Annotated in this window: 25 protein-coding genes and 1 pseudogene; 10 read left to right on the forward strand and 16 right to left on the reverse strand. The window is 46.5% G+C overall.

Translation table 11 applies throughout. The features are described from left to right. Positions 1-1,279: response regulator (locus UXZ23_RS10320; protein WP_320820497.1), on the reverse strand; the 1,279-nt coding region annotated here is incomplete at its 3' end. Positions 1,280-1,443: 164 nt separating this feature from the next. Here UXZ23_RS10320 and UXZ23_RS10325 point away from each other — a divergent pair. Next, complete coding sequence (locus tag UXZ23_RS10325; protein WP_320820498.1) at positions 1,444-1,989, forward strand: helix-turn-helix domain-containing protein; 546 nt, start codon at positions 1,444-1,446, stop codon at positions 1,987-1,989. Between the two features lie 42 nt (positions 1,990-2,031). Then, complete coding sequence (locus UXZ23_RS10330) at positions 2,032-4,089, forward strand: response regulator (protein WP_320820499.1); 2,058 nt, start codon at positions 2,032-2,034, stop codon at positions 4,087-4,089. Here UXZ23_RS10330 and UXZ23_RS10335 read toward each other — a convergent pair. Next, positions 4,064-4,465, reverse strand: a complete 402-nt coding sequence (locus UXZ23_RS10335; protein WP_320820500.1) for a hypothetical protein — start codon at positions 4,463-4,465, stop codon at positions 4,064-4,066. The genes UXZ23_RS10330 and UXZ23_RS10335 overlap by 26 nt on opposite strands. A 30-nt stretch (positions 4,466-4,495) precedes the next feature. On the opposite strand from UXZ23_RS10335, the gene UXZ23_RS10340 reads away from it, so the two are divergent. From UXZ23_RS10340 to UXZ23_RS10350, 3 genes are read left to right on the forward strand one after another with little or no spacing between them, the layout of a single operon-like run. Next, a complete protein-coding gene (locus tag UXZ23_RS10340; RefSeq protein WP_320820501.1) occupies positions 4,496-4,666 on the forward strand; it encodes a hypothetical protein in 171 nt (56 codons plus the stop codon). Between the two features lie 15 nt (positions 4,667-4,681). Then, positions 4,682-5,824: a 1-acyl-sn-glycerol-3-phosphate acyltransferase gene (locus tag UXZ23_RS10345; protein ID WP_320820502.1), complete on the forward strand. Its 1,143-nt coding sequence runs from the start codon at positions 4,682-4,684 to the stop codon at positions 5,822-5,824. After that, positions 5,821-6,927, forward strand: coding sequence for a DUF4377 domain-containing protein (locus tag UXZ23_RS10350; protein ID WP_320820503.1), 1,107 nt, complete (start codon positions 5,821-5,823; stop codon positions 6,925-6,927). The genes UXZ23_RS10345 and UXZ23_RS10350 overlap by 4 nt, the downstream gene beginning before the upstream one ends. Positions 6,928-6,990: 63 nt before the next feature. Here the strand turns inward: UXZ23_RS10350 and UXZ23_RS10355 are convergent, their stop codons facing one another. Both UXZ23_RS10355 and UXZ23_RS10360 read right to left on the reverse strand, forming a co-directional pair. Then, the gene (locus tag UXZ23_RS10355; RefSeq protein ID WP_320820504.1) at positions 6,991-7,785 is read right to left on the reverse strand and encodes a tetratricopeptide repeat protein; all 795 of its coding nucleotides are present in this window, start codon (positions 7,783-7,785) and stop codon (positions 6,991-6,993) included. 165 nt (positions 7,786-7,950) lie between these two features. After that, the gene (locus tag UXZ23_RS10360; RefSeq protein WP_320820505.1) at positions 7,951-8,817 is read right to left on the reverse strand and encodes a response regulator; all 867 of its coding nucleotides are present in this window, start codon (positions 8,815-8,817) and stop codon (positions 7,951-7,953) included. Between the two features lie 210 nt (positions 8,818-9,027). Between UXZ23_RS10360 and UXZ23_RS10365 the strand changes: the two genes are divergently transcribed. Together UXZ23_RS10365 and UXZ23_RS10370 are read left to right on the forward strand one after the other, a co-directional pair. Next, a complete protein-coding gene (locus UXZ23_RS10365) occupies positions 9,028-9,891 on the forward strand; it encodes a cation diffusion facilitator family transporter (protein ID WP_320820506.1) in 864 nt (287 codons plus the stop codon). 2 nt (positions 9,892-9,893) lie between these two features. Next, positions 9,894-10,883: a hypothetical protein gene (locus tag UXZ23_RS10370; RefSeq protein WP_320820507.1), complete on the forward strand. Its 990-nt coding sequence runs from the start codon at positions 9,894-9,896 to the stop codon at positions 10,881-10,883. Here the strand turns inward: UXZ23_RS10370 and UXZ23_RS10375 are convergent. Beyond that, positions 10,870-11,490: an alpha-ketoglutarate-dependent dioxygenase AlkB family protein gene (locus UXZ23_RS10375; protein WP_320820508.1), complete on the reverse strand. Its 621-nt coding sequence runs from the start codon at positions 11,488-11,490 to the stop codon at positions 10,870-10,872. The two genes, UXZ23_RS10370 and UXZ23_RS10375, sit on opposite strands and share 14 nt — an antisense overlap. 13 nt (positions 11,491-11,503) lie before the next feature. After that, entirely contained in the window at positions 11,504-12,448 is a 945-nt protein-coding gene (gene cysK / locus UXZ23_RS10380) for a cysteine synthase A (protein WP_320820509.1), read from the reverse strand. Between the two features lie 113 nt (positions 12,449-12,561). Between cysK and UXZ23_RS10385 the strand changes: the two genes are divergently transcribed. Then, entirely contained in the window at positions 12,562-13,821 is a 1,260-nt protein-coding gene (locus UXZ23_RS10385; RefSeq protein WP_320820510.1) for a GGDEF domain-containing protein, read from the forward strand. Positions 13,822-13,824: 3 nt separating this feature from the next. Here the strand turns inward: UXZ23_RS10385 and UXZ23_RS10390 are convergent, their stop codons facing one another. The 5 genes from UXZ23_RS10390 to UXZ23_RS10410 are packed head-to-tail and all read right to left on the reverse strand — an operon-like array spanning position 13,825 to position 19,220. Then, positions 13,825-14,712: an acyltransferase gene (locus UXZ23_RS10390; RefSeq protein WP_320820511.1), complete on the reverse strand. Its 888-nt coding sequence runs from the start codon at positions 14,710-14,712 to the stop codon at positions 13,825-13,827. Between the two features lie 7 nt (positions 14,713-14,719). Then, complete coding sequence (gene pta / locus UXZ23_RS10395) at positions 14,720-16,840, reverse strand: phosphate acetyltransferase (RefSeq protein ID WP_320820512.1); 2,121 nt, start codon at positions 16,838-16,840, stop codon at positions 14,720-14,722. Beyond that, complete coding sequence (locus tag UXZ23_RS10400; RefSeq protein WP_320820513.1) at positions 16,833-18,014, reverse strand: acetate kinase; 1,182 nt, start codon at positions 18,012-18,014, stop codon at positions 16,833-16,835. Before UXZ23_RS10400 ends, pta begins: the two co-directional genes overlap by 8 nt. 28 nt (positions 18,015-18,042) lie before the next feature. Then, entirely contained in the window at positions 18,043-18,450 is a 408-nt protein-coding gene (locus UXZ23_RS10405; RefSeq protein ID WP_320820514.1) for a hypothetical protein, read from the reverse strand. Positions 18,451-18,455: 5 nt separating this feature from the next. Continuing rightward, the gene (locus tag UXZ23_RS10410) at positions 18,456-19,220 is read right to left on the reverse strand and encodes a glucosaminidase domain-containing protein (protein WP_320820515.1); all 765 of its coding nucleotides are present in this window, start codon (positions 19,218-19,220) and stop codon (positions 18,456-18,458) included. A 252-nt stretch (positions 19,221-19,472) separates the two neighbouring features. Here UXZ23_RS10410 and UXZ23_RS10415 point away from each other — a divergent pair, with 252 nt between their 5' ends. Then, entirely contained in the window at positions 19,473-20,411 is a 939-nt protein-coding gene (locus UXZ23_RS10415) for a diguanylate cyclase (RefSeq protein ID WP_320820516.1), read from the forward strand. A 10-nt stretch (positions 20,412-20,421) separates the two neighbouring features. Here UXZ23_RS10415 and UXZ23_RS10420 read toward each other — a convergent pair whose 3' ends face one another. From UXZ23_RS10420 to UXZ23_RS10430, 3 genes are all read right to left on the reverse strand, one after another. Next, on the reverse strand, positions 20,422-20,748 hold the full coding sequence (locus UXZ23_RS10420) for a hypothetical protein (protein ID WP_320820517.1): 327 nt from the start codon (positions 20,746-20,748) through the stop codon (positions 20,422-20,424). Between the two features lie 98 nt (positions 20,749-20,846). Next, positions 20,847-21,311 carry a DUF4442 domain-containing protein gene (locus UXZ23_RS10425; RefSeq protein ID WP_320820518.1) on the reverse strand — a complete coding sequence of 155 codons (465 nt, stop codon included), beginning with the start codon at positions 21,309-21,311 and terminating at the stop codon, positions 20,847-20,849. A 94-nt stretch (positions 21,312-21,405) separates the two neighbouring features. Then, a complete protein-coding gene (locus UXZ23_RS10430; RefSeq protein WP_320820519.1) occupies positions 21,406-22,161 on the reverse strand; it encodes a GNAT family N-acetyltransferase in 756 nt (251 codons plus the stop codon). A gap of 112 nt (positions 22,162-22,273) precedes the next feature. On the opposite strand from UXZ23_RS10430, the gene UXZ23_RS10435 reads away from it, so the two are divergent. Continuing rightward, entirely contained in the window at positions 22,274-22,858 is a 585-nt protein-coding gene (locus tag UXZ23_RS10435; RefSeq protein ID WP_320820520.1) for a hypothetical protein, read from the forward strand. 25 nt (positions 22,859-22,883) lie between these two features. On the opposite strand, the gene UXZ23_RS10440 is transcribed toward UXZ23_RS10435, so the two are convergent. Together UXZ23_RS10440 and UXZ23_RS10445 are read right to left on the reverse strand one after the other, a co-directional pair. Then, on the reverse strand, positions 22,884-23,411 hold the full coding sequence (locus UXZ23_RS10440) for a TlpA disulfide reductase family protein (protein WP_320820521.1): 528 nt from the start codon (positions 23,409-23,411) through the stop codon (positions 22,884-22,886). Next, a pseudogene (locus tag UXZ23_RS10445) lies at positions 23,380-23,803 on the reverse strand (coproporphyrinogen III oxidase); the annotation flags it as partial. The gene UXZ23_RS10440 and the pseudogene UXZ23_RS10445, both read right to left, overlap by 32 nt.

Genomic DNA, 23,803 nt, shown 5'->3' on the forward strand with positions numbered 1-23,803 from the left:
CGGTAAACCTCGTATCCCATGTACTCATTAATTGGTTAAACCAACCTTCCCATTCAGTCTTTGAATATTCGCCCAATTTATGGCTTTCTAAGGCGACTAGACCTCCTTGGGCATTGAATATAGGTAGGGCTTTAAATTCGACTTCGGCATCAGGGATAATTGAGGTCTTTTCAGTATCTTTGTGTAAATGACTGCGTAACCAAGCTTCCCAATCATCTGTGCCCTCTGGCTTTTGTTCAATATTGATTTCAGGTGGCAACTCATTACGACTAGCCGGCAGCTCACGGGTAATTCTCGTGCACAACTCTTGGCAGACTTGGTTGTTGATATCACCGGGAAGTAGCACTAAGAAACGATGTAATTCTTGCGAATAGTAGGGCGTAGCGTTGGGCGGGCACAAAGCTTTTAAGCGGCGAAAATAGTCGTTTGCTGCCGTGTTGTCGCTGATGCGTGAGGCGTCGGCACTGATAATAAGCAATTTAGGGTCATTAGTGATTGGCTGGTCTTTTCGTGAGTGAGTGTTGGGATAGCTAGAGACGGCCAATGCGGGGTCGACGCTATTAATATCATGCTCGTTGACTAAATTAAGTGCACATAGGCGATAGCGTTTGCCTAATGGACTGATCGCCATCCAACTGGGTACTTGGTCTCGATGCTGATTCAATAAGTTGAAATACCCCAGCCATACCTGATCTGAATCGAGCTGACGAGTGACTTCGGCCTCCAACGAGATAGCAATGGTTGAAAGGCTGGCGGAAAACAAATTAACGCCGAGTAGGTCACTTTCTCTGCAATCTAGCGCTCGGCATAAAGCTGGGTTGGCCAACCGCACAATCCAGTTGTCATCGGTCAGTAGCATGGCTTGATCGGCGACAATAGCCTCTTGCATGTGTTCTAGGCGCTGCAAAAGGGCATGTTGCTTGAGCCCTTCATGGATGTGCATCGTGAGCGTATGGTTGTCCCATGGCTTAGCAACAAAGCGATGAACAACACCATCTTTCCAAGCTTGCTGTAGTGCTTTGTAGTCCACCTGACCCGACAGCAGCAATCGATAGGTAGCAGGGGATAGGCGCCGCACCTCTTCGCATAGAGAGATGCCGTCGCGACCAGGCATTTTATAGTCTGTGACCATTAGGTGAATCTTTTCACGTTGAATGATCTCCAGCGCTTCTTCACCATCATGAGCTTCGAATAGTTGATAGGGCTCCGGACGTAGCATGCGTCTTAGTGCCTGAATAATGCCGTTTTCATCATCGACGAGTAGAACATTCACCTGCATGGGAACCCCTATTTCAGCTATACACCGTTGTTGGGTGCGAATCATTACCCATGTGCAGAATCACAATTACGGTACAGGATTAAAAAAATCCGTCGAATTCACCTTGCAATAACGCTGGGCTATCTATACTGAATTCAGTGTAGTTACCAAATTGAGAGTTTGCTGTGCGGGAAAAACAAGCACTTACAACAGGCGAGGTAGCGAAATACTGCGGAGTTAACTTCCGTACAGTCATTCGCTGGATCGAGCGCGGTCACCTCGACGCATACAAGCTTCCAGGGCGCGGAGATAATCGCATCCCAGTGGACAGCTTTGTCGATTTTCTGAATAACAACAATATGCCAATACCAGAAGAGCTCGATCTGGGCGGGCATAAATTAGTGCTATTAGCGGATGTAGATGATCTATCTGCTGATGTTGCGGCCTGCGTTCGACGAGCTGGGTGGGATCTAATGGTGACATCTGATCCAATACATTTTGGTTGGTTGATCAGTCAGCATCAACCTGCTGCAGTCGCTATTACGCAAATGCAGTATGAAGCGTCAGTCAATCGTCTGTTGAAAGACAGCGATGCGAAGGATGTGTTACGCATTTGCATATCTCTGGGAGGCGTTTCAGGTACGGCTGCGCGAGATGGCTGGATTCATTTAAGTTGGCCAACAGATCAACCGCAATTTGTATTGCAATTAACCAATAATGTAGCGGCTTAAGCGTTAATTTAGGCTGGCCGGTTCAGGTCAAGGGATATTGCTATGCTTTGGTACTGGATTCTGCCTGTTATTGCCGTACTTATTGCCATTATTATTATTCAAGAATTGTCTCGGCGACGGTTTCAGTCGGAACGTTCAGATTTACTGCAATCTGCGCAACAGTTACAGCTAATTTGGAATCATCTACCTGATTCTATTCTAGAAATTCTTCAAGACGGCACCATCATTAAAAGTAATCGCATTTCGGAATATTTCGATTGTGAGTTGTTGGTGGGGCATAAGATCGGCGAATGCTTAGCGCCAGAGCAACATTCGGTATTTTTGAATTCTCTCTCTCTCGCGATCGAGACTCTTACCCCTCAGTCTTATCAAATTGAACTGATAGGATTACACGGAAAAAAAGTAGTCTTGTCCAACCAATTAGTACCGATTGTACGAGCAACTACGTTAGCTTCTTTATTGGTTATTAGTCGCAATATCACTGAAGTGTCAAATGCTCAAAGCGTACTCAAGCAGCAAAAGAAATTTGCTGAAGATACTAGCACTGCAAAAAGCCGATTTTTGGCTAGTATGAGCCATGAAATACGCACTCCGATGAACGGCCTTCTGGGGATGGTGTCGCTTTTAGAAGGCACTGAAATGACATCTGAACAGCAAGGGTATTTACGAACAATATCGCACTCATCCGAACATTTACTTGCGATCGTTAATGATGTGTTGGATCTGTCGAAAATCGAAGCAAATAAACTAACGCTAAATGCGGCTCCTTTCGATTTAAATGATATGGCCTTGCGCGTGATTGAAATTGTTAGCCCTAAAGCACGCGAAAAATCGTTAGCGATACAATTATTCTTTGAAGATGGCGTGCCATCTCATGTCGTTGGCGATCCTACGCGGATTCGACAAGTGCTGATGAATCTTTTAACCAATGCTATTAAATTTACTGATGAAGGCCATGTTCTGTTAAGAACTGTCTTGGTTCGCCAAGTCGATAACAATGCCACCTTGCGTTTTAGCGTTGAAGACAGTGGTATTGGTATCCCTCCAGATCAAGCAATGTCATTGTTTGAAGAGTATAGCTTTGCCCATGGTGCAATATCGGCAAATCAAGGGGGAACAGGGTTGGGGTTGAATATTTGCCAGCGCCTAGCAAATTTAATGGGTGGTAAAATAGGCGTTGTGAGCAGTCCTGGAATTGGCTCTTGTTTTTGGATGGATATTACTTTGCCTATCGCCGCCATAGAGGCCGAAAATCTAGCCGCGACAGCTTCAGTTACTATCAAAAAAGACTACGACATATGGGTGGCAGATTCTTTAGCGATTAATCGTGCTTTGGTGGTATCGGTTGTTCGCAAGATGGGTTTTCTCGTTCGTCAGTTTGAAAATATGGAATCTTTGACGACGGAACTCGGTCAGCATCAGCCTAGCGTGCTGGTCATCTCCAATGCATTGTATCGGAAAGCTGAGTTTGAAAGCGCGCGAGACGCAGTTAGAGAGAAGGGAGGACGAATTGCAGTGACCGCCGATGACGGTTTTTTTGAGGGTAGTCATCGCCTTTCTAATTCCGGTATGGATGCTTCTTGGGAATGGCCGATAGGACAAGAAGAAGTGAAGCGAATTTTACTTCGTTTGCTGGATAAAACGCGTCCTGTGTCCGACATTATCACGCGCTTTAATCATGAGGAGAGCGATAATAAGACATTGCTCAAAGGCATCAATATTTTATTGGCAGAGGACAATCCCGTTAATCAGAAGGTGGTTACGCAGATATTGCGTCATCTCGGTTGCGAGGTGGCTGTAGTTGCACATGGTGGGGAAGTATTGCGTTATTTAGAGAACTCTCGCCCTGACATCATTTTAATGGATTGTCATATGCCGTTTATGGATGGTGTAGAAGCCACGGTCGCCATTCGAGCAAATCCAGATATCTGTGATATTCCAATTATTGCTCTCTCTGCCGATGCAATGGAAGAGCAACGGCAACTATGTGAAGACGTGGGGATGGACGGTTATTTAACTAAACCTGTTCGCCTGCAGGATATGAGGCAGGCGTTGCAGGTATTTAGCCAGCCTCTCACAAAACGCTTCCATAAGGGATAAAACGATTATCGGTCAGTGCTTTCAATTCTCGGATAACGGCTTTTTCTGGTAAGCGTTTAACTTGGCGTAAATAACGAAAAATCCATATCGCTGGGTTTTTGGCTTTCGCTTGAAAACCCGATAAGATCATTTCGGCCTGAGTATAAAAAAAGGCGAGTTCAATTAAGGTGTCATCACTCAATGTTGGAATGACGTCCAACCAGATATCTTCGCTTTGTTGAATCCAACAGGCTCCTTGCTGTAAGTCCTCAGCAGTTAGCGTTAAGGCATCTTTGCCTTGTTCGCGCAGTACCGTACTTTGCTCTGCAAGGCGTTGTAGCGTTGCGGAATCAGGACGAGTGATTGTGGGCAGTGATGGGTCCCATTGATCGATCATTATTTACCCTATGACGATTGATTGATAAAAATGGTTTTATTGAACCTATTTGTCGTGGCGCTTTCTGATGCTGCCTATCGCAACAAGTCGCTATTTGAAGAATACACCAATCCAAGCTTCAATATCTCGGAAAACACAGTTTTCTTGTTTTACCTAACGACGTTGTGGGCTACCTTTGGCATTATAGAAACATTGGTTTAGAGGTTGTCACAACCCATGCATGATCCGTATTTTGACATACGTCCGTACAACGATAATGAAGTGTCGGGGGTTATTACTAAGCTCAGTCAGTCTCACGAATTGCGAAGAGCTTTGGCGGCTTATCGCTTTCCGAAGAGCCCTGCATGGACGAAGCCTGCACTCTATTGGTTGGTTGGATGGCACCTTCGGCGGCGCTTGGGTGCGATGACGAGTGTCGAGGAGGTGCAGACTTGGCTAGTGCGTTGGATTGAAGAGCTGATTAGCAAAACGACGTCGCGGGTTGAGGTCTCTGGTCTTGATCGAATGGTGAGTGGAGCGTCTTATTTGTGGCTCTCGAATCATCGTGATATCGCAATGGATCCGACCTTAATTAATTTTTCATTGCATCGTCAAGGTTGGCCCACAGCTCGTATTGCCATTGGTGATAACCTATTGCGTAATCCAGTGTTAGCCGATGTTATGCGTCTGAATAAAAGCTTCGTGGTTAAACGCTCTGCTGCCAGTAAGCGTCAGAAATTAACTGAACTCCAACGATTATCGGGTTACATCAAGCAGTCGTTAGATCAAGGTCACTCGGTGTGGTTAGCGCAACGAGAAGGACGTGCGAAAGACAGTCGCGACAAAACGGATACAGCGGTTCTGAAAATGCTTGCGCTCAGTGGTCGCGAACTGAAAGATGACTTTGCGACGACGCTAACCTCTCTGCGTCCTGTGCCCGTGTTAGTTCAGTATGAATGGGATCCTTGTGACGTATTAAAGGCGAGGGAGTTGGTTGCTCGCACAGAGGGCGCGCCTTATGCCAAAGCAGCTAACGAAGATACCCAAAGTGTTATTCGAGGGCTAACCGGTTATAAAGGACATGTTCGTGTATGCTTCGGCTCGCCATTAAAAGGCGACATGTTGGCTGATGCCAATGCGATGGCCGCAGAGATCGATCGACAAATTAAGGCATTGGCCGTTGTGATGCCGGTTCATCGCGCGGCGTTATCCCTACTACAGAGCCAATTTAACCTTGCCACCGATGTAAGCCCTGGCCACGTTGATGACATTTGTTGTCGTGCCTTGCTAGCTCGAGTTCACAATGAACCAGAAACCGTGGTACGTCGTTTGTTATTAAACTATGCGGCCCCGTTAATTGAAGATGAGAGATTGATATGAAGTTTATGCTGTATCTGCACTTATTGGCGGTAACACTTGTCCTTTCGGGGTGCCCGGAGCTAGGACGGCATTGGAGTGATCAAGAGGAAACGCTACAGGTTGATTACTACAAGACACAGTGCGATAAGAATTCCGCTGATATTTGCTTTCGTACACGCGAGCTGAGCACCGATAGCTGGGGAGTATCGGACGCTAATTTGTCAGGATTTACCGATTTTGTTTGGGGTCATCGTTACACCATTAATGTGACCACGTCTTTTGATAGCAATGGTAATCCCAGTTCTTATTCATATAACAGCATCGAAGAAGATGTGACGGTGGTGACCACGGATACGCCTTTTCAAATTAACCTATACACAGAGAATGGTGTAATAACTCAATTGAGCGCAGATGCTTGGTATCTTGGTGGTGAGAAAAGTTTTATCTGTATAAGCGATTGTGAAGTATTGGCGACAGCTGTTAGCAATCAGTACATCGTTGTTGGTGAATTTAGTGTGGATGCGGGTGAGTTAACGTTAGATCAGGTTATTTGTTCTAGTAGTGAAGAAGACTTTAGTAGCGATTGTGAAGGGGAAACTGAAGTCGATTGGCAAATCGCTCCTTTTTTGAGTGACTGTGGCAAATCTACGGCATCCTTGTGCTATTTATATCGCTTAAATAGCTCAGATAATTGGGAGATTTTACCGGTTGATATTGCCGATTTTAGTTACGATTGGGGCTATCGCTACGATATTACCGTGCAACAAACTCGGTCTAGTTCGGGAGCGATTACGGCAGCGAGTTTAGTCACTGACGACAGTTCTCCGATTGATTACACAGGCAGTAGTTATACCTACAAAATCATTTTATTAGGTGGCGCCTTGGACAATGACTCGACCGGAGTGATTACTCTTTATGATGGAGCTCAAGAACTTAACTGCAGCCAATATAGTCAATGCAGCGATCTCAATACTGCGATTGATAATGACGAGTGGCTATTAGTCGAGGTCTTTACTGATGGCAGCGATGTTGTTGCTACCGATTTAGTATGCAATGACGCTAATATCGATAACTTTAATAGCTGTGTAACAGATGAAGATGACGTTACTTGGTCGATAGAGTAATTGCATCGAAAGCTAGGTTGTAATAGCCCAGTAAAAATAGCTTTTTACTGGGCTGTGAAATGATTAATTCTGACGATTAAGCAGTTCAGTTATTTTCATATCGACCTTTTCACGAACGCTTGAATCGGGAAACTCTTCGTTCGCTTTACGGAAGTAATCTAAAGCCTTCATGCGGTTAGCATCTTTGTTATATGGACTCATGAAAATAAGGCCTAACTGATACAAAGACTTGGCGCGCATTTCTTCGCCAGATGCGACATTTTCGTACACTATGTTATATACGGCTTCTGCATCCGCCGTGCGATCTTCAGCAATTGCACGCTCGCTCATTGGATTTAGATCAGCATCGTATGGCGTTAAATCTTGTGCCAATAAAGCTTCGCGATCCACTTCTTTGAGCAACTGTGCCGCGTGGTCTGTCACTGGTGCTTCATCACGTTTCTGCAGCATTTCTATGTGATCTTGAATGCGAGTGGTGAGTAGTGAATTAGGAAATTCTTCGCGATGGCGCTGTAAATATTGACGCGCTTTTTCATCATCACGATCATCGTTAAAACGGTTCATGTAAATCAATGCGATTTGATATAGGGCCAATGATTTCATATTGGTGCTGTAATCTGGATTATTGTATCCCAGCATGTACGTCTGAATGGCTTCAGGTGCTTTACCACGACCAATAGATTGCATTGAGTAGGTGAGTAGATCTGGCTCGTCTTTGAGTGCTGCAGCAGAACGCACTTTAATATTTTCGTCGTGGCGTGCAATGGCATGAACACCAGAGCCGGCAATCACTAAAGGGGCAGGAGCGGCACAACCACTCAATGCAACAATGGCGGCTAATCCAATTATTCTTATCATTTGGCTATCCATGATCGGTGGAATGAAATACCCAGCCGCACACAGAGTGTTTTGGCTAAGTTCTTAATCTCAGTCTAAACAGGCGGCATAGGAATGGGAAGAGCGAAGGGGGTCCAAACGAGCCGAATACACCTGTCTAGGAAGTATTCGGCATAATTTCATGCGTTAGATCAGTTTTGTTGCTAGAGCCGCTAGGATTCCGATGGCGGAGCCGAGCAAGGCACCTACTGTTCCAGCCATAATACTGGCACTGCGTATCACACGACGTAGCTCTTTATTTTGACTTCCGACCAGAGCTTCTAGCTCTACTTTGTTGGTGTGCATGATAGCAACCACATCATCGGCATTTTTCTTAATCAGCTTATCGGCAACGGCCATCGCTAAGCGCTGATTCAATGGTTGGGTTAGCTTATACAGAGCATTGGCATCTAGAGCTTGTTCGAGTGCCTGTTTGCTTTCTTGCGTACGCGCTTGTAACTGCTGCTGAATAATTTCTAATTGGTGTCGCTGATGATGCTGTAACTGTTGCGCTGTGGTATCAATACCTGCGGTGATTTCGCGACGGGCAATGAAGAACGCCTGTTTAACGTGCTTTTGAATTAAGTGATCGATTTCTACAAGAGGAATCGCATGCGCTGTATCCTTGGTATCATCGTTCGCTGCAGGCGCATCTAATGATTTAATCACCGCCATCACGGCTTCTTGATTCGCTGGCTTACCCAAGACACCACTGGCTCCATGCGACAGAGCCATCTTGAAATAGTCTTCACCTTCTTTTGAGGTGTACATGATGGTGGGGATGCCCGAGGTTTTGGGATTGGAGCGGATTATTTGTGTAGCTTCCAGACCATCCATGCCAGGCATCATATGATCCATGAAAATAATGTCGGGCTGAGCATCTTCTAGGAACAAGAGTGCTGCTTCTGCGCTGTCCACAGTATCGACTCGCACATTCATTTTACTAAGGAGACGTTGCAACATCATTCGGGCAGATTTTGAATCATCGACCACTAGAGCATTTTTTATAGACATTATGAGTTCACCCAGTGTTTTACGACTGTTCCACTATGTATAAAGTGCGCAAGATCGGTCAAGTTACAGCAAGGTTCAATCTGACCTGCGTCACACTCTTTTGTTAAGTTAGCGAGTATAGCAGCTATTTACTGTTGAAATCCGCCAGTAAGCACAACCAATTCGGATCACATCTGGCATAATACGATTTTTAATGGCATCGTTCTTATCATGACTCACCCATTTTCTGTCCATATTAAACGAGCAGCACTCGCCTCAATGGCGACAGGCATCATACTGCTTATTGCTAAGATCTTTGCTTGGTCTGCCAGTGATTCAGCCAGTGTACTGTCGTCATTATTAGACTCTTCGATGGATATTATTGCCTCGATGGTTAACTTTTTTGCTATTCGTTATGCCCTAATGCCTGCAGATAACGACCACCCTTTTGGTCACTATAAAGCCGAAGGCTTAGCGGCCTTAGTGCAGTCCGCTTTTATTTTGGGTTCGGCGGTCGTTTTGTTAGTGCACGTTCTTGATCGCTTGGCTAATCCTCAGGCACTGCACGCGCTTGGCGAAAGTATAGGTGTGATGTTGTTTTCTACCATGGCGACGATAGTTTTAGTTTTATATCAACGTTGGGTATACAAAAAGACAGGATCCTTAGCGATCAAAGCCGATTCTGCGCATTATTACGGTGATATTTTAACTAGCCTTGCGGTTGTGGTGGCATTGCTGGCCGCTTACTGGCAGGTTTACTGGTTAGATCCAGCGGTCGCGTTGGTCATTGCTTTAGTACTGCTTTACAGCGTTTACGGTATCGTCCGGGATGGCTTAAATGTCCTTATGGATCGTGCGCTAGAAGAAGAGGATGAAAATGCCTTGATTGAGTTGATTTCAAATTGTGAGGGCGTGCGGGGCTACCACGATCTCCGCACACGTCAATCTGGGGTCGTACAGTTTATTCAATTTCATTTAGAACTGGACGGTTCTCAGTCGCTGAAATCAGCACATGCAATAGGTGATCGCTTGGAAGCACAAATTCAAGAGCGTTTTCCGCGTGCAGAGATTCTGGTTCACCACGATCCCGTATAGCTATGTATTCCATCTGGCGGGTGTTAGCGTTCTGTTTTGTAGCTTCTAGCGAAGCTTCAATGCAGCCGCCCATATTGCTGCCGCAAGTCGAAATGATGCTGCCAGATATTCCCCGTGAAGTAGATAGCTCTCAGATTCAAACTCCCCACGATATGATGGATCGCTCCCGCGGTTGGGTGGTTAATTATCTTGATAATCTGTCGGGTGGAATCGACTCTTTTTTCGTCGATGTTTTCTTTGATGAAGCGCTAGCACAAGAGAGTGTTAAAGGGAGCCTTGCTAAAGTCTCCTTTTATACACGGCGTGAAGTTGGTGATCCTGTTGATTACAAGTTCGGCGCTAGCGTTCGCTTGGTATTACCGCACACCAATGAGCGTTTGAATTTGTTATTGGAGTCAGAAGACGAGCAAGCGCGCGAAGGTGACCCTTTAGAAAGCCTCGAAAACCCAACATACAGCGCGGCATTGCGTTTTATTATTCGTGAAACCGAATACTGGAGCACGAACATTGATGCTGGTGTGAAGTGGGCGGTGCCGCCGGATCCATTTGTGCGATTACGCGCTCGTCGCCTAGCGTATTTTGATCATTGGAATATGCGTATCACCCAGACCCTGTCTTATTTTACTAGTACAGGCTATGGCGAAGACACGTCATTGGTATTTGATTACCCATTATCAACCGAACGCTTATTGCGATTAGAAACGAAAGCTTCTTATATGCTCAATGATGATTTTTTTGAATTGCGCTATGGCCTAGGGTCATATCGAGAATTAAGCAGAAAGGCTGCAATCGCTTTGATTGGTCAGGCGCGAGGAAATACTGAGAACGGAGCAACCTTTAACAATTACAGCGTCGGGCTGCGCTATCGTCGTCAAGTCTATAAATCTTGGATGTTTTTTGAGGTGGCGCCAGAATTAGAGTGGAGTGGCGATAAGGGCTACGAAACCACCCCGGTTATCATGTTTCGCTTAGAAGCGATTATGGCAAATTGATGCGGCTGTGTAAGACTTCACGGAACGTTAGGTTGATTCTCGGTTGTTTTATTCCCTGACGCTTGGGCAGGCTATGCTGCCACCGGTCTTGCATGCCCGCTTCCATTACTAGCAAACTGCCGTGAGCTAATGCCAGCTTTCCCGCCTGACGCTGTTCACCGATTCGGCGCACCGCGAAATCACGTTCTGCGCCCAAACTCAAAGATACAATAATCGGCTTCTGTCCAAGTTCCATTTCGTCATCGGCGTGCCACCCCATGCTGTCTTGACCATCACGATAGAGATTCGCGAGAACTGAATTGAGTTGTAAGTCAAAAGCTTTATTAATGGAATGGCACAGATGTGACAGCGTTGGCGTCCAGGGAAGAGTTGTAAAGGTTTTACCCGAATAACGATAAGAGATGCCTTCATCACCATGCCACGTTTGAAGGCGTGGACTGAGGGTTTCTCGTCCGTAAATCATGATACTTTCTTGCATCCAAGGAAGTTCAGCGTACAAGGAAGCGAATAGCTGATCTGCACAGGAGAAGGATATCGCCTGTGCATAATAAGTCGTAGCCCCATCTAATAAGATTTGGGGATCGCTTAGGTCGAAAGAGCAAGTCATGACTTACGGATATCTATTTGAAGAAACCTTCAAATAATGGAGAAGTCAGGTAGCGTTCGCCTGAATCCGGCAGGATGACGACAATGACTTTTTCGGCATTTTCAGGCTCTGCTGCAAGGCGCAGAGCGGCGGTCATGGCAGCACCGCAAGAAATACCAGCCAAGATGCCTTCTTTTGACATTAGCTCATGAGCGGTTTTCATTGCTTCGTCGTTACTTACCTGTTCAATCCGATCTAAGATACTGATATCCAAGTTGCCGGGAATAAAGTTGGCGCCAATTCCTTGGATTTTGTGTGGGCCAGGTTTTATCTCTTCCCCGTTGCGTGTTTGGGTAATAATTGGCGAATCGGCGGGCTCTACTGCGACAGATGTCACGGCTTTATGCTGCTTTAGAAAACGCGAAATACCCGTAATGGTGCCGCCAGTACCTACACCAGCGACAACAATATCGACTAATCCGTCGGTATCGTTCCAAATTTCTGGACCTGTGGTTAGCTCATGGATTGCTGGATTGGCAGGGTTGTTAAATTGCTGCAGAAGAATACGTTGGTCTGGTGCTTCATCGACCAAGGCTTGAGCGGCATCGACAGCGCCCTTCATGCCTTTTGCGCCTTCTGTCAGAACTAGGTTAGCTCCTAATGCCAGCATCACTTTACGACGCTCCATGCTCATGGTTTCTGGCATGGTTAATGTCACTTTGTAGCCGCGAGCTGAGCCGACGAAGGCGAGCGCAATACCTGTGTTGCCACTGGTAGGTTCTACGATTTCCATGCCGGACTTTAGCACACCATCTTTCTCTGCTTGCCAAATCATGTTGGCGCCAATGCGACACTTAACCGATTGTGCTGGATTTCGACTTTCGAGTTTGGCATAAACATGTGGGTGGGAGGTTAACTTGTTTATGCGAACAAGTGGTGTGTTACCGATGGATTGGCTAATGTCGTCGTATACCTTCATGGGAACCTCAGTGACTTTTAAGAGATCTTTACTAGACTAATCTGTGATGACGGGCACTACATTGTAACACCAGATGTCCTATTCTAAATATGTAAAGACTATAACAAATGGTAATGTCAGTGCATAAAAGCGGCATCGAACAAGATAGTGCGACGTTAGGTCCGATTGAGGGCCAAATTAACATGCTGCTGGTATTGCTGAAGCGTGGTCGTTTTTTTATGCGTTTCCCTAATAGTCTAGAGAGTGCATATTCGGAATACAGTGTTACTCAAACTCTTCAAAGTGATCTTCGAATTGTCTATGCCGGCCTAGCTATTTTTCTATTGTTTGGTTGGGCGGATCTTCATTTTGGCGGAGAGAGTGGTATCTTCCTTCTCGCGATTAGAACTAGCATTACGGCTATTTTGGCCGTGTTTGTTTTTTTTACGTTTAAAACAGCAATTGGCATTTATCGTCTGTATTTGGTCGGGCTTGGTACCTACATTTGTTTTGCCTCACTGCTCTGGAACGTAACCTACGTTGAATTAGAGATGAGCTATTTTTATCATATGGGCATGGTGCCTATGCAGGTCTTCGCTATGATGGCGTTGCGGGTGAATTTTCGTATCATGTTAGTCGCATCGTTAGCGATGTTAATAACCTATGCAATTTTTGTTGCTAATGTTCCTCTGCCTATTAATCCAACCCCTGTTGATTTATTAGCGCATGCCATCGCACCTTACTACATACTTTTTTGGATGATATTAATAGCCATGGGTGGGTATTTATCGTTTGAAATTGAGGCGTCTGCTCGTACTGATTACATTAAGAATCGTTTGTTAGCGTTAGAGGCGGAGCGCTTGAAGTATTTAGGATTACGTTTGCACCAGTTATCGACCACCGACAGTTTGACTGGTATTGCTAATCGCCGCTTTATCGAAGAAAAAATGTTCGAAGAGTGGAATCGTTGCATGCGTAATTCGTTACCGGTGGCAATTGTCATGATCGACGTAGATGCCTTTAAGCGTTACAACGATTTTTATGGCCATCAGCAAGGCGACGTATGCCTGCGCGCTGTGGCAGAAAAGATCAACGAATATTGCAAGCGTCCTGGTGATGAATGCGCGCGATATGGCGGCGAAGAGTTCGTTATTTTGTTGCCAGAAACCAAGAGCGAAGAAGCATGCCGTATGGCGGAAGACATTCGTCGTGGCGTAGAAGCTTTGGGATTAAAGCATGAAAAGTCGAATCATGATGTTGCTACGGTCAGCATCGGCGTAGCAGCTGAAGTGCCTGCGATGGGATCGAGCTATGAATCGCTTTTACGACGCGCGGATGAACATTTATACGAAGCGAAAGGCAGCGGGCGCAACCGCGTGAGTTGCGCCGCCTAACTATCAATTATATTGGTTGCGTATGCTTTCTAAACGACGATCTTTATCTTCCCACAGCTGCTGTACCCAAAGTTGAAAATCTAAACGGTAGCGATCACTAGCTTCATAATCACCGTTCATCAACTCCTTAGGAATTGCCTTTTCTTCAATAACGACGCTACAGCGCGGCATTTTTCCTTGCATGAAATCCCAAAAGGTTGGGATGCCGTCAGGGTAATAAATAGTCACATCTAAAATGGATTTGAATTGGTCACCCATTGCGCTCATCGCGAATGCCATTCCGCCGGCCTTGGGCTTCAGTAAGTGTTTGAATTCCGATTTTTGCTCGGCGTGCTTCTGCTCTGTATAGCGCGTACCTTCCAAAAAATTCATAACACTGGTTGGAAGATCTTTGAATTTTTCACACGCCTTACGCGTTGTTTCTAAATCCTGACCTTTTCTTTCTGGGTGCTTTTCCAGATACGCTTTGCTGTAGCGTTTCATAAATGGAAAATCCAGTGCCCACCAAGCGGCTCCCATGATAGGTACTTTTATTAATTCTTGCTTTAGGAAAAATTTTAACAATGGAACACGCCCATTAAGACAGTGTTGTAGCACTAAAATATCAACCCAGCTTTGATGATTGCTGAGGACAAAATACCAGCCTTTTTTATCGAGATTGGACGGGCGCTCAATTTTCCAATCCATACGTTGGGTCAGTATCATCCAGCCGGAGTTACATGAAATCCAGGCATTGGCGATGGTATCCAAAATGGCTGTAATTAGGCGACGAATGACCGGTATCGGAAGAATGATTTTAAATAGCGTAAAGCTAAATAAAAAACAGGCCCAAAACAGCGTATTTACCAGCAGGAGTAGGCTGGCCACAATACCCTTAAATAGCGGAAACATGCGTGGATTATCCTTTCGTTTGATGTTGTGACTGAATTGCCGTCAGAGCAATGGTGTAGACAATATCTTCTACCAATGCGCCGCGCGACAAATCGTTAACGGGTTTAGCAAGCCCTTGCAACATAGGGCCAATGCTAATGACATTGGCGCTGCGTTGAACGGCTTTGTAGGTGGTATTTCCGGTGTTTAAATCGGGGAATATTAGCACCGTCGCCTGACCGGCAACAGGGCTGTTTGGAGCCTTGCTGTGCGCTACACTGGCGGTGGTCGCAGCATCGTATTGGAGCGGTCCATCAATCACGATATCGGTGCGATCGCGTTTAACAATTTGCGTCGCTGCGCGCACTTTTTCAACGTCTGCGCCAGTGCCTGATTCGCCCGTCGAGTAGCTCAGCATGGCAACACGCACGGGAATGCCCATTGCGGTTGCTGATTCAGCACTTTGAATGGCGATATCGGCAAGTTCTTCGGCTGTCGGATCGGGATTGACAGCGCAGTCGCCATAGACCAAAACTTGGTCTGGTAGGCCCATAAAAAATACTGAGGATACTAATTTTGCGCCGGGTGCCGTCTTAATTAATTGCAACGCAGGGCGAATAGTATTGGCAGTTGTATGAATGGCGCCAGAGACTAAGCCGTCGACTTCATCGAGTGCCAGCATCATCGTGCCGAGCACGACATTATCTTCGAGTTGGGCCAAAGCCATTGGCTCTGTGAGGTTTTTGTGACGGCGTAAATCAACCATACCGGCAACGTATTGTTCGCGGACATCTTCAGGGTCGATGATTAACAAGTCATCCGGCAGTTCAATTTCTTGGGCGCGTGCGACTTGTTCAATCGTGTCGCGTTTACCCAGCAGAATACACTGGGCAATCCCTCGCTGTTGACAAATAGCAGCCGCTTGAACAGTTCTTGGCTCTTCGCCTTCAGGCAATACGATACGACGGACATCAGCGCGCGCTCGTGATACCAATTGATAGCGAAAAGCTGCTGGGCTCAAACGTGGCGTGTGGGGTGCGCCAATGCGTTCTAACAGGCGTTCGCCATGCAGGTGAGAAGCAATGACATTCATGATTCGATGTACGCGATCACCATCGTCGATTGGCACATGGGTATCCAGTTGCGTAAGGGCTCGGGCGGTTGCAAATGTGTCGGTATTGACGCTCAGTACTGGTAGTCCTGTTTGCCATGCTCTTTGACATAGGGCGTCTAGACCTTTATTGGGAGCATAGCCACTGGTCAGTAATAGGCCTGCAAGAGGAGTTCCATTGGTTGCCGCCATGGCTGCCGCAACTATGATGTCGTCGCGGTCGCCAGGAGTAACGACTAGTGTTCCAGGGCGCAGCAAGTCAATAATATTGACTAGAGAGCGAGCACAAAGCGTTACTCGTGTGACGCGTCGGCTATCAAGCTCTCCTTGGTGTATCACATCGGCTTTCAATGCCCGAGCAATATCTAAGGTTCTAGGGCTTAGAAGGTCGGCCTGCCAAGGGATAACCCCTAAAACAGGGCAGTTATCCATGTGTAAGTTATCGCACTCGTGCGCACTGCAGCCTGCGGGTGGGAGTGTTTCCGGTGCCGATTCGGCGGTTGGCAATGAGTCTTTTAACTCAGGCGCTCCAGCTTTGTTGATAATGCAGCCCATGATATTTGCTTTGGCACCACCAAACAGGCTGATTTGTAAGCGCAAATCGGAGCGGAGTTGATTGATGCTGCGACCTTCGGCATTGGCGACAAACAATACATCAGCATTTAGAGCTTTCGCGATCTCGACATTGAGTTTTGCTGTGTATGGCTCTTTCCGATCAGGGGTTAACCCTTCGATAAGTATGACATCGCAATCATGGCTTACTTGTGCATGTAGACCGACGACATCTTCAAGAACTCGGTCTAACAACCCTTCACTGATACTTTGCTGCACCGTTTGCAAGCTCATTGGATTGGGTGTTTCCAAATGCAACACAGAACGAACGAGGTGCGTTGAGCGTTCACTGGCAGCATAGTCTGGTGCGACGGGTTTAAGAAACCCTACTTTCAGGCCGTGTGAATCAAGCGCCTGAATTAAGCCGAGACTAATGGTTGTTAAACCGCTTTCAATATCGGTTGGAGCAATAAAAATGTTAATCATGGGTAACCTTTTGATAGGTGTCTTGGGAAATCATTCGCTCTTCATTGGTAGGGACAACCATTGCCAATGGGCTACCCGTTTGACTAATGCGACCGTATTGATCTCCGTGTCGAGCATTTAACGCATCATCAAGTCTGAAATTCATAGGGCGCCATGCCGCCAAAATCCGTTGACGAATAAGTGCTGCATGCTCGCCGATACCGCCGGTGAATACTACCGCATCTATGGTCGGCAAGGAGGTTGATAACGCGGCCAAATTGCGTGCAACCCGAAAGCAAAAGACTTTAATGGCTCTGGCAGCCGCTTCACTTCCGTTTTTCTCAGCTTCAAGTAGGGTGCGCATATCGTTGCTGAGTCCAGCGGATAGACCTTTAAGTCCACTCTCTCTATTCAATATGTTCATTGATTGCTCCAGCGTCATACCGCGAGATTGCTGCATATGTTCAATTAAACCGGGGTCAATATCACCACTGCGGGTTCCCATGACCAAGCCTTCGAGTGGTGTTAGTCCCATAGAACTATCAACCGACTTACCCTGACGCACGGCACAGGCACTGCAACCGTTGCCTAAATGGGCGATCAGCAGATGTAAGTTCTCACTCGGTTGTTGCAATAAATCGGCGGCTTTCTGTGCCACATAACGATAACTGGTGCCATGAAAACCGTAACGCCGCACTTGATCTTGTTCGTACCAGTCGTAGGGTACCCCATACAGATATACGTGTTCGGAAATAGACTGATGAAAAGAAGTATCAAATACGGCGACTGAAGGGATGCCTGGCAGCAAGTCATGGCATAGGTCGATGCCCATAAGATTGCGGGGATTATGCAATGGGGCTAAGGCAGATAGAGGGCGTAACTCAGCTAATGCGGTTTCGGTTAACAGTGTGCTGCTATGGAAAGCCTCTCCACCGTGAACAACGCGATGACCAATACCTACAAGATTATTCAACCGTGATTTCGCTAGTTCAATAAACCGACTTAATGCCGCGCAGTGATCCATCAAACCGGATTCGCTATGACTTAATTCTCCGTCGATGGTGAGGGAGGCATTTTCAGCTCCTAAGCGCTCGGCTAAGGCGGTAATAACAGGTTCGCCCGCACTGCAGTCGGCGTATAACGCTAATTTAATAGACGAGCTGCCACAGTTAACGACTAAAACAGATTTCTGCACAATATACTCCTTGAAATCATTAAGTTAATTAATGCTGCAGACTATGAGTTAATTGTTGCAAAACCATGCGAGCGCCGCGACGACCCTCTTCCGGTAGTTCATCAAGTAGGAAGCGCATGCTGTAACGGAAACTATTTTTGCACGGCTCTGCTCGCACAATATCCGCTGGAATACGATGCAGAATATGATAGGCCGAGCGCAAACTAATCCACACTTGACAACCAACGGGCAAGCGTCTGTCTGCAGTAACAACTAATCCTTCGGTGGATAGCCAACTCAGTTGCCCATCTTGATCGCCGTTAAATAAGCAAAGCCAATCACGGCGTCTAAAAACAATTTTAAAGTCATGTATTAAAGGGTCATCACTACTGCCTATTTGTGTAGGGCTACTACTTTTCGGACTTTCTGCCATCTTGTCTATGACGTCGTTGGGCATGCAGTTTAACTCTCTGGATTTTTTGGATCGTAACGGTTCAGTTTGTTGTAACGAATCATAGCTTGAATTTCGTTGACATATTCTTCTCCGCGTTCTGAATAATGCATTAGTCCCTCGGCGAGTTGTTCACCGTTCGCATAACCCTGCTTAGAAAATAACTCGTTGCGCTTCTCGCGTAGTTCTTGATAGCTAGGATGGCGGTTTAGGTTGCGAATGTAGCTTGAGATCGAACGAAATGGCGTTTCAAATGCAGCTACTTCATGGTTAGCGTCTTCCCCGCGTGCTTCTGGCACTAGACCACAGCCTTTACGGAAACACCATTGCCCGAATAAATTGTTGCCTTCGACGGCAAAGCGCGAGGTTCCCCACGCGGATTCATTGGCCGCTTGAGCAAGTACAAGTGACGCTGGCACCACATTGACTTGATCAAGCAATATCCGAATTTTCTCTTTTGCAGGCAATGATTCATCCACTTTGTATTTTAGTACGAGTTCTTTTAAGCGGTTTTTATCTTTACGATCGAGCGGTTGACGTTTCTCCATCGCCATCATTTCTTCACGTTCTGCCTGAACATCCAAATTCGCTTGCGCTATAAGTGGTAGAAGATAACCAAAGAATGCTGCTTTTTTTTCATTTACATCATTGTAAACACTAAAGTCGGGCAGGTTTACATCCCGATTTATCAGTGTTTTAGGGCTATCACTTTCATCTGATTGTGGCGTGCAAGCAACGGTTAAGAGTGAATAAATAATTAACAGTAATGGCTTCATTTGAGTCTCTATTACGATTTTTAGTTCAGGGCGTTTATTTCACAGTGTACTTTTAACGCCATATTGAGCGACTTCTAGTTTACTTAAATATCGTTATGTGCGATATCCTTGGCAAATTATTGACGAATCTTTAGGGTTGAATGTGTGAAAAACTGACGTCCAGTAAATATTTGTTAAGTTTTATTAACAGTGCCAAAGTTTCGTGTATTCTGGTCGATAATACTGATCTCACGTTGACGGATATTAATGCTTATGACGCAAGATCCAATCATTATTATTGCTGACGAAACTTTAGCTGTTCAGGCGCAGCTAGGTGCCTGCTTAGGTTCTGCAGTCACATTGGTGAGTGCGATGAATCAGGAGCAGTTAACTTATCGTCTGAGCGAGCCATCTCATCAGACAGATATTTTACTACTCGATATGGCATTTGTTGGTCAGCAGGTGGCGTCTTTTTGTAGTCAGTGGTTAGAGAGCCCTCTTAGCCGTAATGTCAGTTTGCTCATCATGGGGCCGGACGATGATGAGGCTGAACTGGCTGCGTTGGAGGCGGGTGCTCTAGATTATATCCGCAAGCCACTGAACTCCGAACTTTGCAAAGCGCGTGTTGAGGTGACTTTGCGTCATAGAGCGCAGATCAAACGCTTAGAGAGCTTATCCACTACCGATGCGCTCACTCAGGTGGCGAATCGTCGCTATTTAGATGACTTTTTGTTAGCAGAATGGCGTCGCGCTCAACGAGAGGGCGGCAATATTGGCTTGATTATGATCGATATAGATTATTTCAAAGGTTATAACGATAACTACGGCCATGTAGAAGGCGACAAATGTTTACGTCGAGTTGCTCAGACCTTGAACCAGCAAGTGCAGCGTCCACGTGATCTGGTAGCTCGTTTTGGCGGCGAAGAGTTTGCTATCATACTGCCGTCTATCCAGTTTGATGGTATGGCAGTGGTGGCTGAGCGCTTACGTCAATCCATTGAATATCAAGCGATCCCTAATGCGGGCTCAGACGTAAACCCTTATGTGACAGTGAGCATGGGTTTGGCGTGGTGTGAGCCGCGTGTGGACGACGATGTTATGGTATTGATGGAAGCGGCGGATGAAGCGCTTTACGCAGCTAAATCCGCAGGTCGCAATCGTTTCAGTCAAACGGTCGACTTGGCGTCTATCAGATCGCTTCTAACGCAATAATCAAGTGGTCTCAATTGAGGTTGTTACTGAATTGAGAGAGCAGGCTCTGCAGACGAGACGCTGTCGTTTGTCGACGGACTTGTTGTTGGCAATTAAAGGCGAAACTATTCAATGCTTGCAGTAACTCAGACGGAGCGATTGAAATAACTTCGTATTCATAATGATGATCCTGCACGCTGATCTTTAATAGCTCGATGTATTCCGCATTGAGTATTTGCGCGAGATTGAATACCCGATCTTTTTCTTCACAGTTTGCTGCTTCCCAATAAGCGTTTTCAAGTGTTTCCAGCAGATTAGCGATGGTTTCTGCGGCTTGATTGATGGTAATGGTGGTCATAACGTTTACCTTGTTGAATCGTGAGCGTGTGTGATTAGCACACACGTCGATACAAAAAGTGTAGCAGACTGGGATGACTTAGCTTTATTGAGCGACGTTTAGCGGTGGCGTGGATGCTTGCGCATATAAAGTCGTTTCTGCACAGATGCTACCAGATCTCCTGCTTCGTCGATGACGTGTACTTCGTAGGTTGGCTCAAACTTCTCACCATTGGCTGTTTTCTCTAGAACTTCGTCTAGCATAGCGTCAGTGATGATAAAGCGTACGCTTATGGTGCCTTTACCGGGAGCTACAAAGTCGATATCCGCACCCTTGTCCCATACGATGTATTTTGGCCCGAGAATATTCATGAACAGCAACATGTAGAAGGGGTCTGTCATGGCGAATATGCTGCCGCCAAAGTGGGTGCCAACATAGTTACGGTTGTACCAGCGCAATTTCATCTGCACATGGATTTCGCGGTAGTCCGGCGATAAATAGGTAGCTTTAATGCCAGCGCCAATATACGGGGTAAACAGATTGATGGTATGGCGGAAGATACGCGGGGATGATAACCAGCGCATGATGGCTTTTTTCATGTGGCCTCACAGATTGAAGTAAGGCTGAAGTTTACCGCAAAGGCACGCATCATTCTAAGCATGCCTGCGGAATGCTGAGTTAACCTTTGAGGATACGACGCAAATAGCGGTGATCAAGCTCGGTGCGGTGCAGCAGAATCAGCGCATCAGCAACGTTGAAGTCTTTATCTAGGTATGGTTCTCCACACACTTTAACGCCTAAGCGTAAGTAGGCGCGCAGCAATGACGGTACTAAGTGTTTGCCGTCCATGTCGACATCAATGGTTGGCATACGCACTTTTGGCGTCACACGCAGATCAGGGCTAGTGTAATGATGTTCACGCAAGTGATTAACGACTGCTACCGCACGGGCATAGCCATCGGACAAGGGAATGCTGCAACAGCCCATAAGGTAGTCGATATTCTGATCATCGAGGTATTGAGCGATAAATGCCCAAAGCATGCCAATGGCTGAGCCACTACGAAAGTCTGGATCGACACAAGTGCGACCAATTTCCATAAAAGTACGACCATCACGCACTATGTTGCTGAGATCAAATTCAGTCGATGAATAAAATCCGCCGGCTTTTTTTGCCAGTTCATTGGTCAGAATACGGCTGTAACCAACCACACGGTCGTTGTTCACATCTTTGATCACCAAGTGCATACACAGGTCATCGAAGCGATCTTTGTCTATGCCTAGGTGGGCGCCTTCAACATCGGCTCCCATATCTTCGGCAAAGACACGGAAACGGAGTTCAAGCGCCTGCTGAATCTCTTGCGGGTCGTCAGTGATGCGCGCAATCAGCGACGCTTCAGCGATTTCGGTACGCAGGGGGGCAATGGCTTGCTGCATGGTTCTTCCCGTTTTCTCTGATTTGCCAAAATTTATAACAAATCAATGACACTTTCGTGACAAATTACATGATCAAAAAAAGAGCGGCTATCCTAAGGGTTGGAGGGCAAAGATGAAACCACTGATTCTTACAATTTTGTTACTTTTTTCCTGTTTTGGCCTAACTCAACCTGCATTTGGCCCAAATATGGCAGCGAGTGTCTTACAACAGGGCTTTGCTGGTGAGCGCTTGTTTTGGACGCCTATGCGTTTGCCGATGCAAGTTGAGCGTGCTTCTACGAGTCGCGATGCTGTGACTTTGGCGGCCCTGTTACGTCATCAGATGGTCGCCAGAGACGAAATGATGCACATGGAAGACATGGGCGCGGGGAAAAAACGCGTTGTGCTTACCTGGGATTATCGTGCGTTGAACGACGAAGATCCGGAGGGGTTTTATTATGGTATTCGGCGGGTGAAAGAGATCATGTCGTTATCGGAGCCGCAGCAGCAAGGTGGCGATACCTACGCTGAGGCGGTGGTGGCTTGGTATGTCGATGATATTGAAAGCTGGGTACGAGACCCAGCCTTCCGTGCTGCGCGGACGCTGCGACGCAGTCAAGAGTCTTTTCAGAAGCCATTTGAAACGCGGGTGATTTTTAAACATGAGAATGGCCGCTGGAAGATTTGGCGACCTGAAAATGAGTTCGCTAATTATTGATATCGTTGCGCTTAAAGTTAAGCCTTTAGTTATCAGGCATCGTTCTTAGCCACAACCCAGGTGGTGTGGTTAAGCCTCGATCTCGATGCTTAATTACGCCATCGCCAGATACGACATAGTAGCTAGGGTAGCCGGTAACCTTAAGAGCCGCTGTTATTTTGCTTCCACCTAAATACCACTCGCCTCTGAATCCTGTTGATTCAACAAAATCTTCGACCTGTTTAGCGTTATCCCAATCCAGTGCAATGCCTATTACCTTAGCTCGTTCGGGTGGAATTAAATTCAAGCCGGGCATGCTGACTCGACAAATGCTGCACCAAGGTGCAAACACATATAAAACGATGGTTTGTTCAGGCTGCGGCCACTTAAGTGTTGTCGGTTCACCGGCTTGGTTATAAAGAGCTAAATTAGGGAGCTTGCTGCCCTCATCTAATAAGTGGCGATTGAGGCTATGGCTCACTCCCAGAAATAGCAGTACATAAAGGGGCCATTGCGCCCACCAGAGGCGCTTGGTCCAATTCTTAGATAGCTTTGGAAAAACGGGTTTGGTCATCCTGCTGCCGATAGGGGTCGAAGGCCATACAGGCATGACGTACCAGTAAGCGACCTGAATCTGTAATCTGCACCCCGTGCTCGTCTATGTTTACGAGTCCGTCATCACACATGGGTTGCAACCGAGCTAAATCCTGCCTGAGATAAGTGCGGCTGTCGATGTTATGTTGCTGATCCAGTTCGTTAAAGTGGATACCAAGGTGGCACAACAGCCCCATGATGATGTCACGACGAAGGCGGTCGTCGGCATTGGTTGTACAGGCTTTGCTGACTGGCAGTCCGCCGTTTTCCAGTGCTTCTTGCCAGTCTTCTAGCGACACCGCATTTTGACTGTAAAGATCGCCAATTTGACTGATAGACGCCACGCCAACGCCAAGTAAGTCGCAATCGCCG

It is taken from the genome of Thalassolituus sp., from assembly GCF_034111725.1.
Taxonomy (GTDB): domain Bacteria; phylum Pseudomonadota; class Gammaproteobacteria; order Pseudomonadales; family Oceanobacteraceae; genus Thalassolituus.

Bases quoted from the DNA above. Each gene is read 5' to 3' on its own strand.
- UXZ23_RS10335 (WP_320820500.1), bottom strand. From the start codon at position 4,465: ATGATCGATCAATGGGACCCATCACTGCCCACAATCACTCGTCCTGAT.
- UXZ23_RS10360 (WP_320820505.1), bottom strand. From the start codon at position 8,817: ATGTCTATAAAAAATGCTCTAGTGGTCGATGATTCAAAATCTGCCCGA.
- UXZ23_RS10340 (WP_320820501.1), top strand. From the start codon at position 4,496: ATGGTTTTATTGAACCTATTTGTCGTGGCGCTTTCTGATGCTGCCTAT.
- UXZ23_RS10410 (WP_320820515.1), bottom strand. From the start codon at position 19,220: ATGAAGCCATTACTGTTAATTATTTATTCACTCTTAACCGTTGCTTGC.
- UXZ23_RS10355 (WP_320820504.1), bottom strand. From the start codon at position 7,785: ATGATAAGAATAATTGGATTAGCCGCCATTGTTGCATTGAGTGGTTGT.
- UXZ23_RS10350 (WP_320820503.1), top strand. From the start codon at position 5,821: ATGAAGTTTATGCTGTATCTGCACTTATTGGCGGTAACACTTGTCCTT.
- UXZ23_RS10430 (WP_320820519.1), bottom strand. From the start codon at position 22,161: ATGCAGCAAGCCATTGCCCCCCTGCGTACCGAAATCGCTGAAGCGTCG.
- UXZ23_RS10405 (WP_320820514.1), bottom strand. From the start codon at position 18,450: ATGCCCAACGACGTCATAGACAAGATGGCAGAAAGTCCGAAAAGTAGT.
- UXZ23_RS10415 (WP_320820516.1), top strand. From the start codon at position 19,473: ATGACGCAAGATCCAATCATTATTATTGCTGACGAAACTTTAGCTGTT.
- UXZ23_RS10425 (WP_320820518.1), bottom strand. From the start codon at position 21,311: ATGCGCTGGTTATCATCCCCGCGTATCTTCCGCCATACCATCAATCTG.
- cysK (WP_320820509.1), bottom strand. From the start codon at position 12,448: ATGAAGGTATACGACGACATTAGCCAATCCATCGGTAACACACCACTT.
- UXZ23_RS10345 (WP_320820502.1), top strand. From the start codon at position 4,682: ATGCATGATCCGTATTTTGACATACGTCCGTACAACGATAATGAAGTG.
- pta (WP_320820512.1), bottom strand. From the start codon at position 16,840: ATGATTAACATTTTTATTGCTCCAACCGATATTGAAAGCGGTTTAACA.
- UXZ23_RS10435 (WP_320820520.1), top strand. From the start codon at position 22,274: ATGAAACCACTGATTCTTACAATTTTGTTACTTTTTTCCTGTTTTGGC.
- UXZ23_RS10370 (WP_320820507.1), top strand. From the start codon at position 9,894: ATGTATTCCATCTGGCGGGTGTTAGCGTTCTGTTTTGTAGCTTCTAGC.
- UXZ23_RS10330 (WP_320820499.1), top strand. From the start codon at position 2,032: ATGCTTTGGTACTGGATTCTGCCTGTTATTGCCGTACTTATTGCCATT.
- UXZ23_RS10375 (WP_320820508.1), bottom strand. From the start codon at position 11,490: ATGACTTGCTCTTTCGACCTAAGCGATCCCCAAATCTTATTAGATGGG.
- UXZ23_RS10385 (WP_320820510.1), top strand. From the start codon at position 12,562: ATGTCAGTGCATAAAAGCGGCATCGAACAAGATAGTGCGACGTTAGGT.
- UXZ23_RS10420 (WP_320820517.1), bottom strand. From the start codon at position 20,748: ATGACCACCATTACCATCAATCAAGCCGCAGAAACCATCGCTAATCTG.
- UXZ23_RS10390 (WP_320820511.1), bottom strand. From the start codon at position 14,712: ATGTTTCCGCTATTTAAGGGTATTGTGGCCAGCCTACTCCTGCTGGTA.
- UXZ23_RS10365 (WP_320820506.1), top strand. From the start codon at position 9,028: ATGACTCACCCATTTTCTGTCCATATTAAACGAGCAGCACTCGCCTCA.
- UXZ23_RS10440 (WP_320820521.1), bottom strand. From the start codon at position 23,411: ATGACCAAACCCGTTTTTCCAAAGCTATCTAAGAATTGGACCAAGCGC.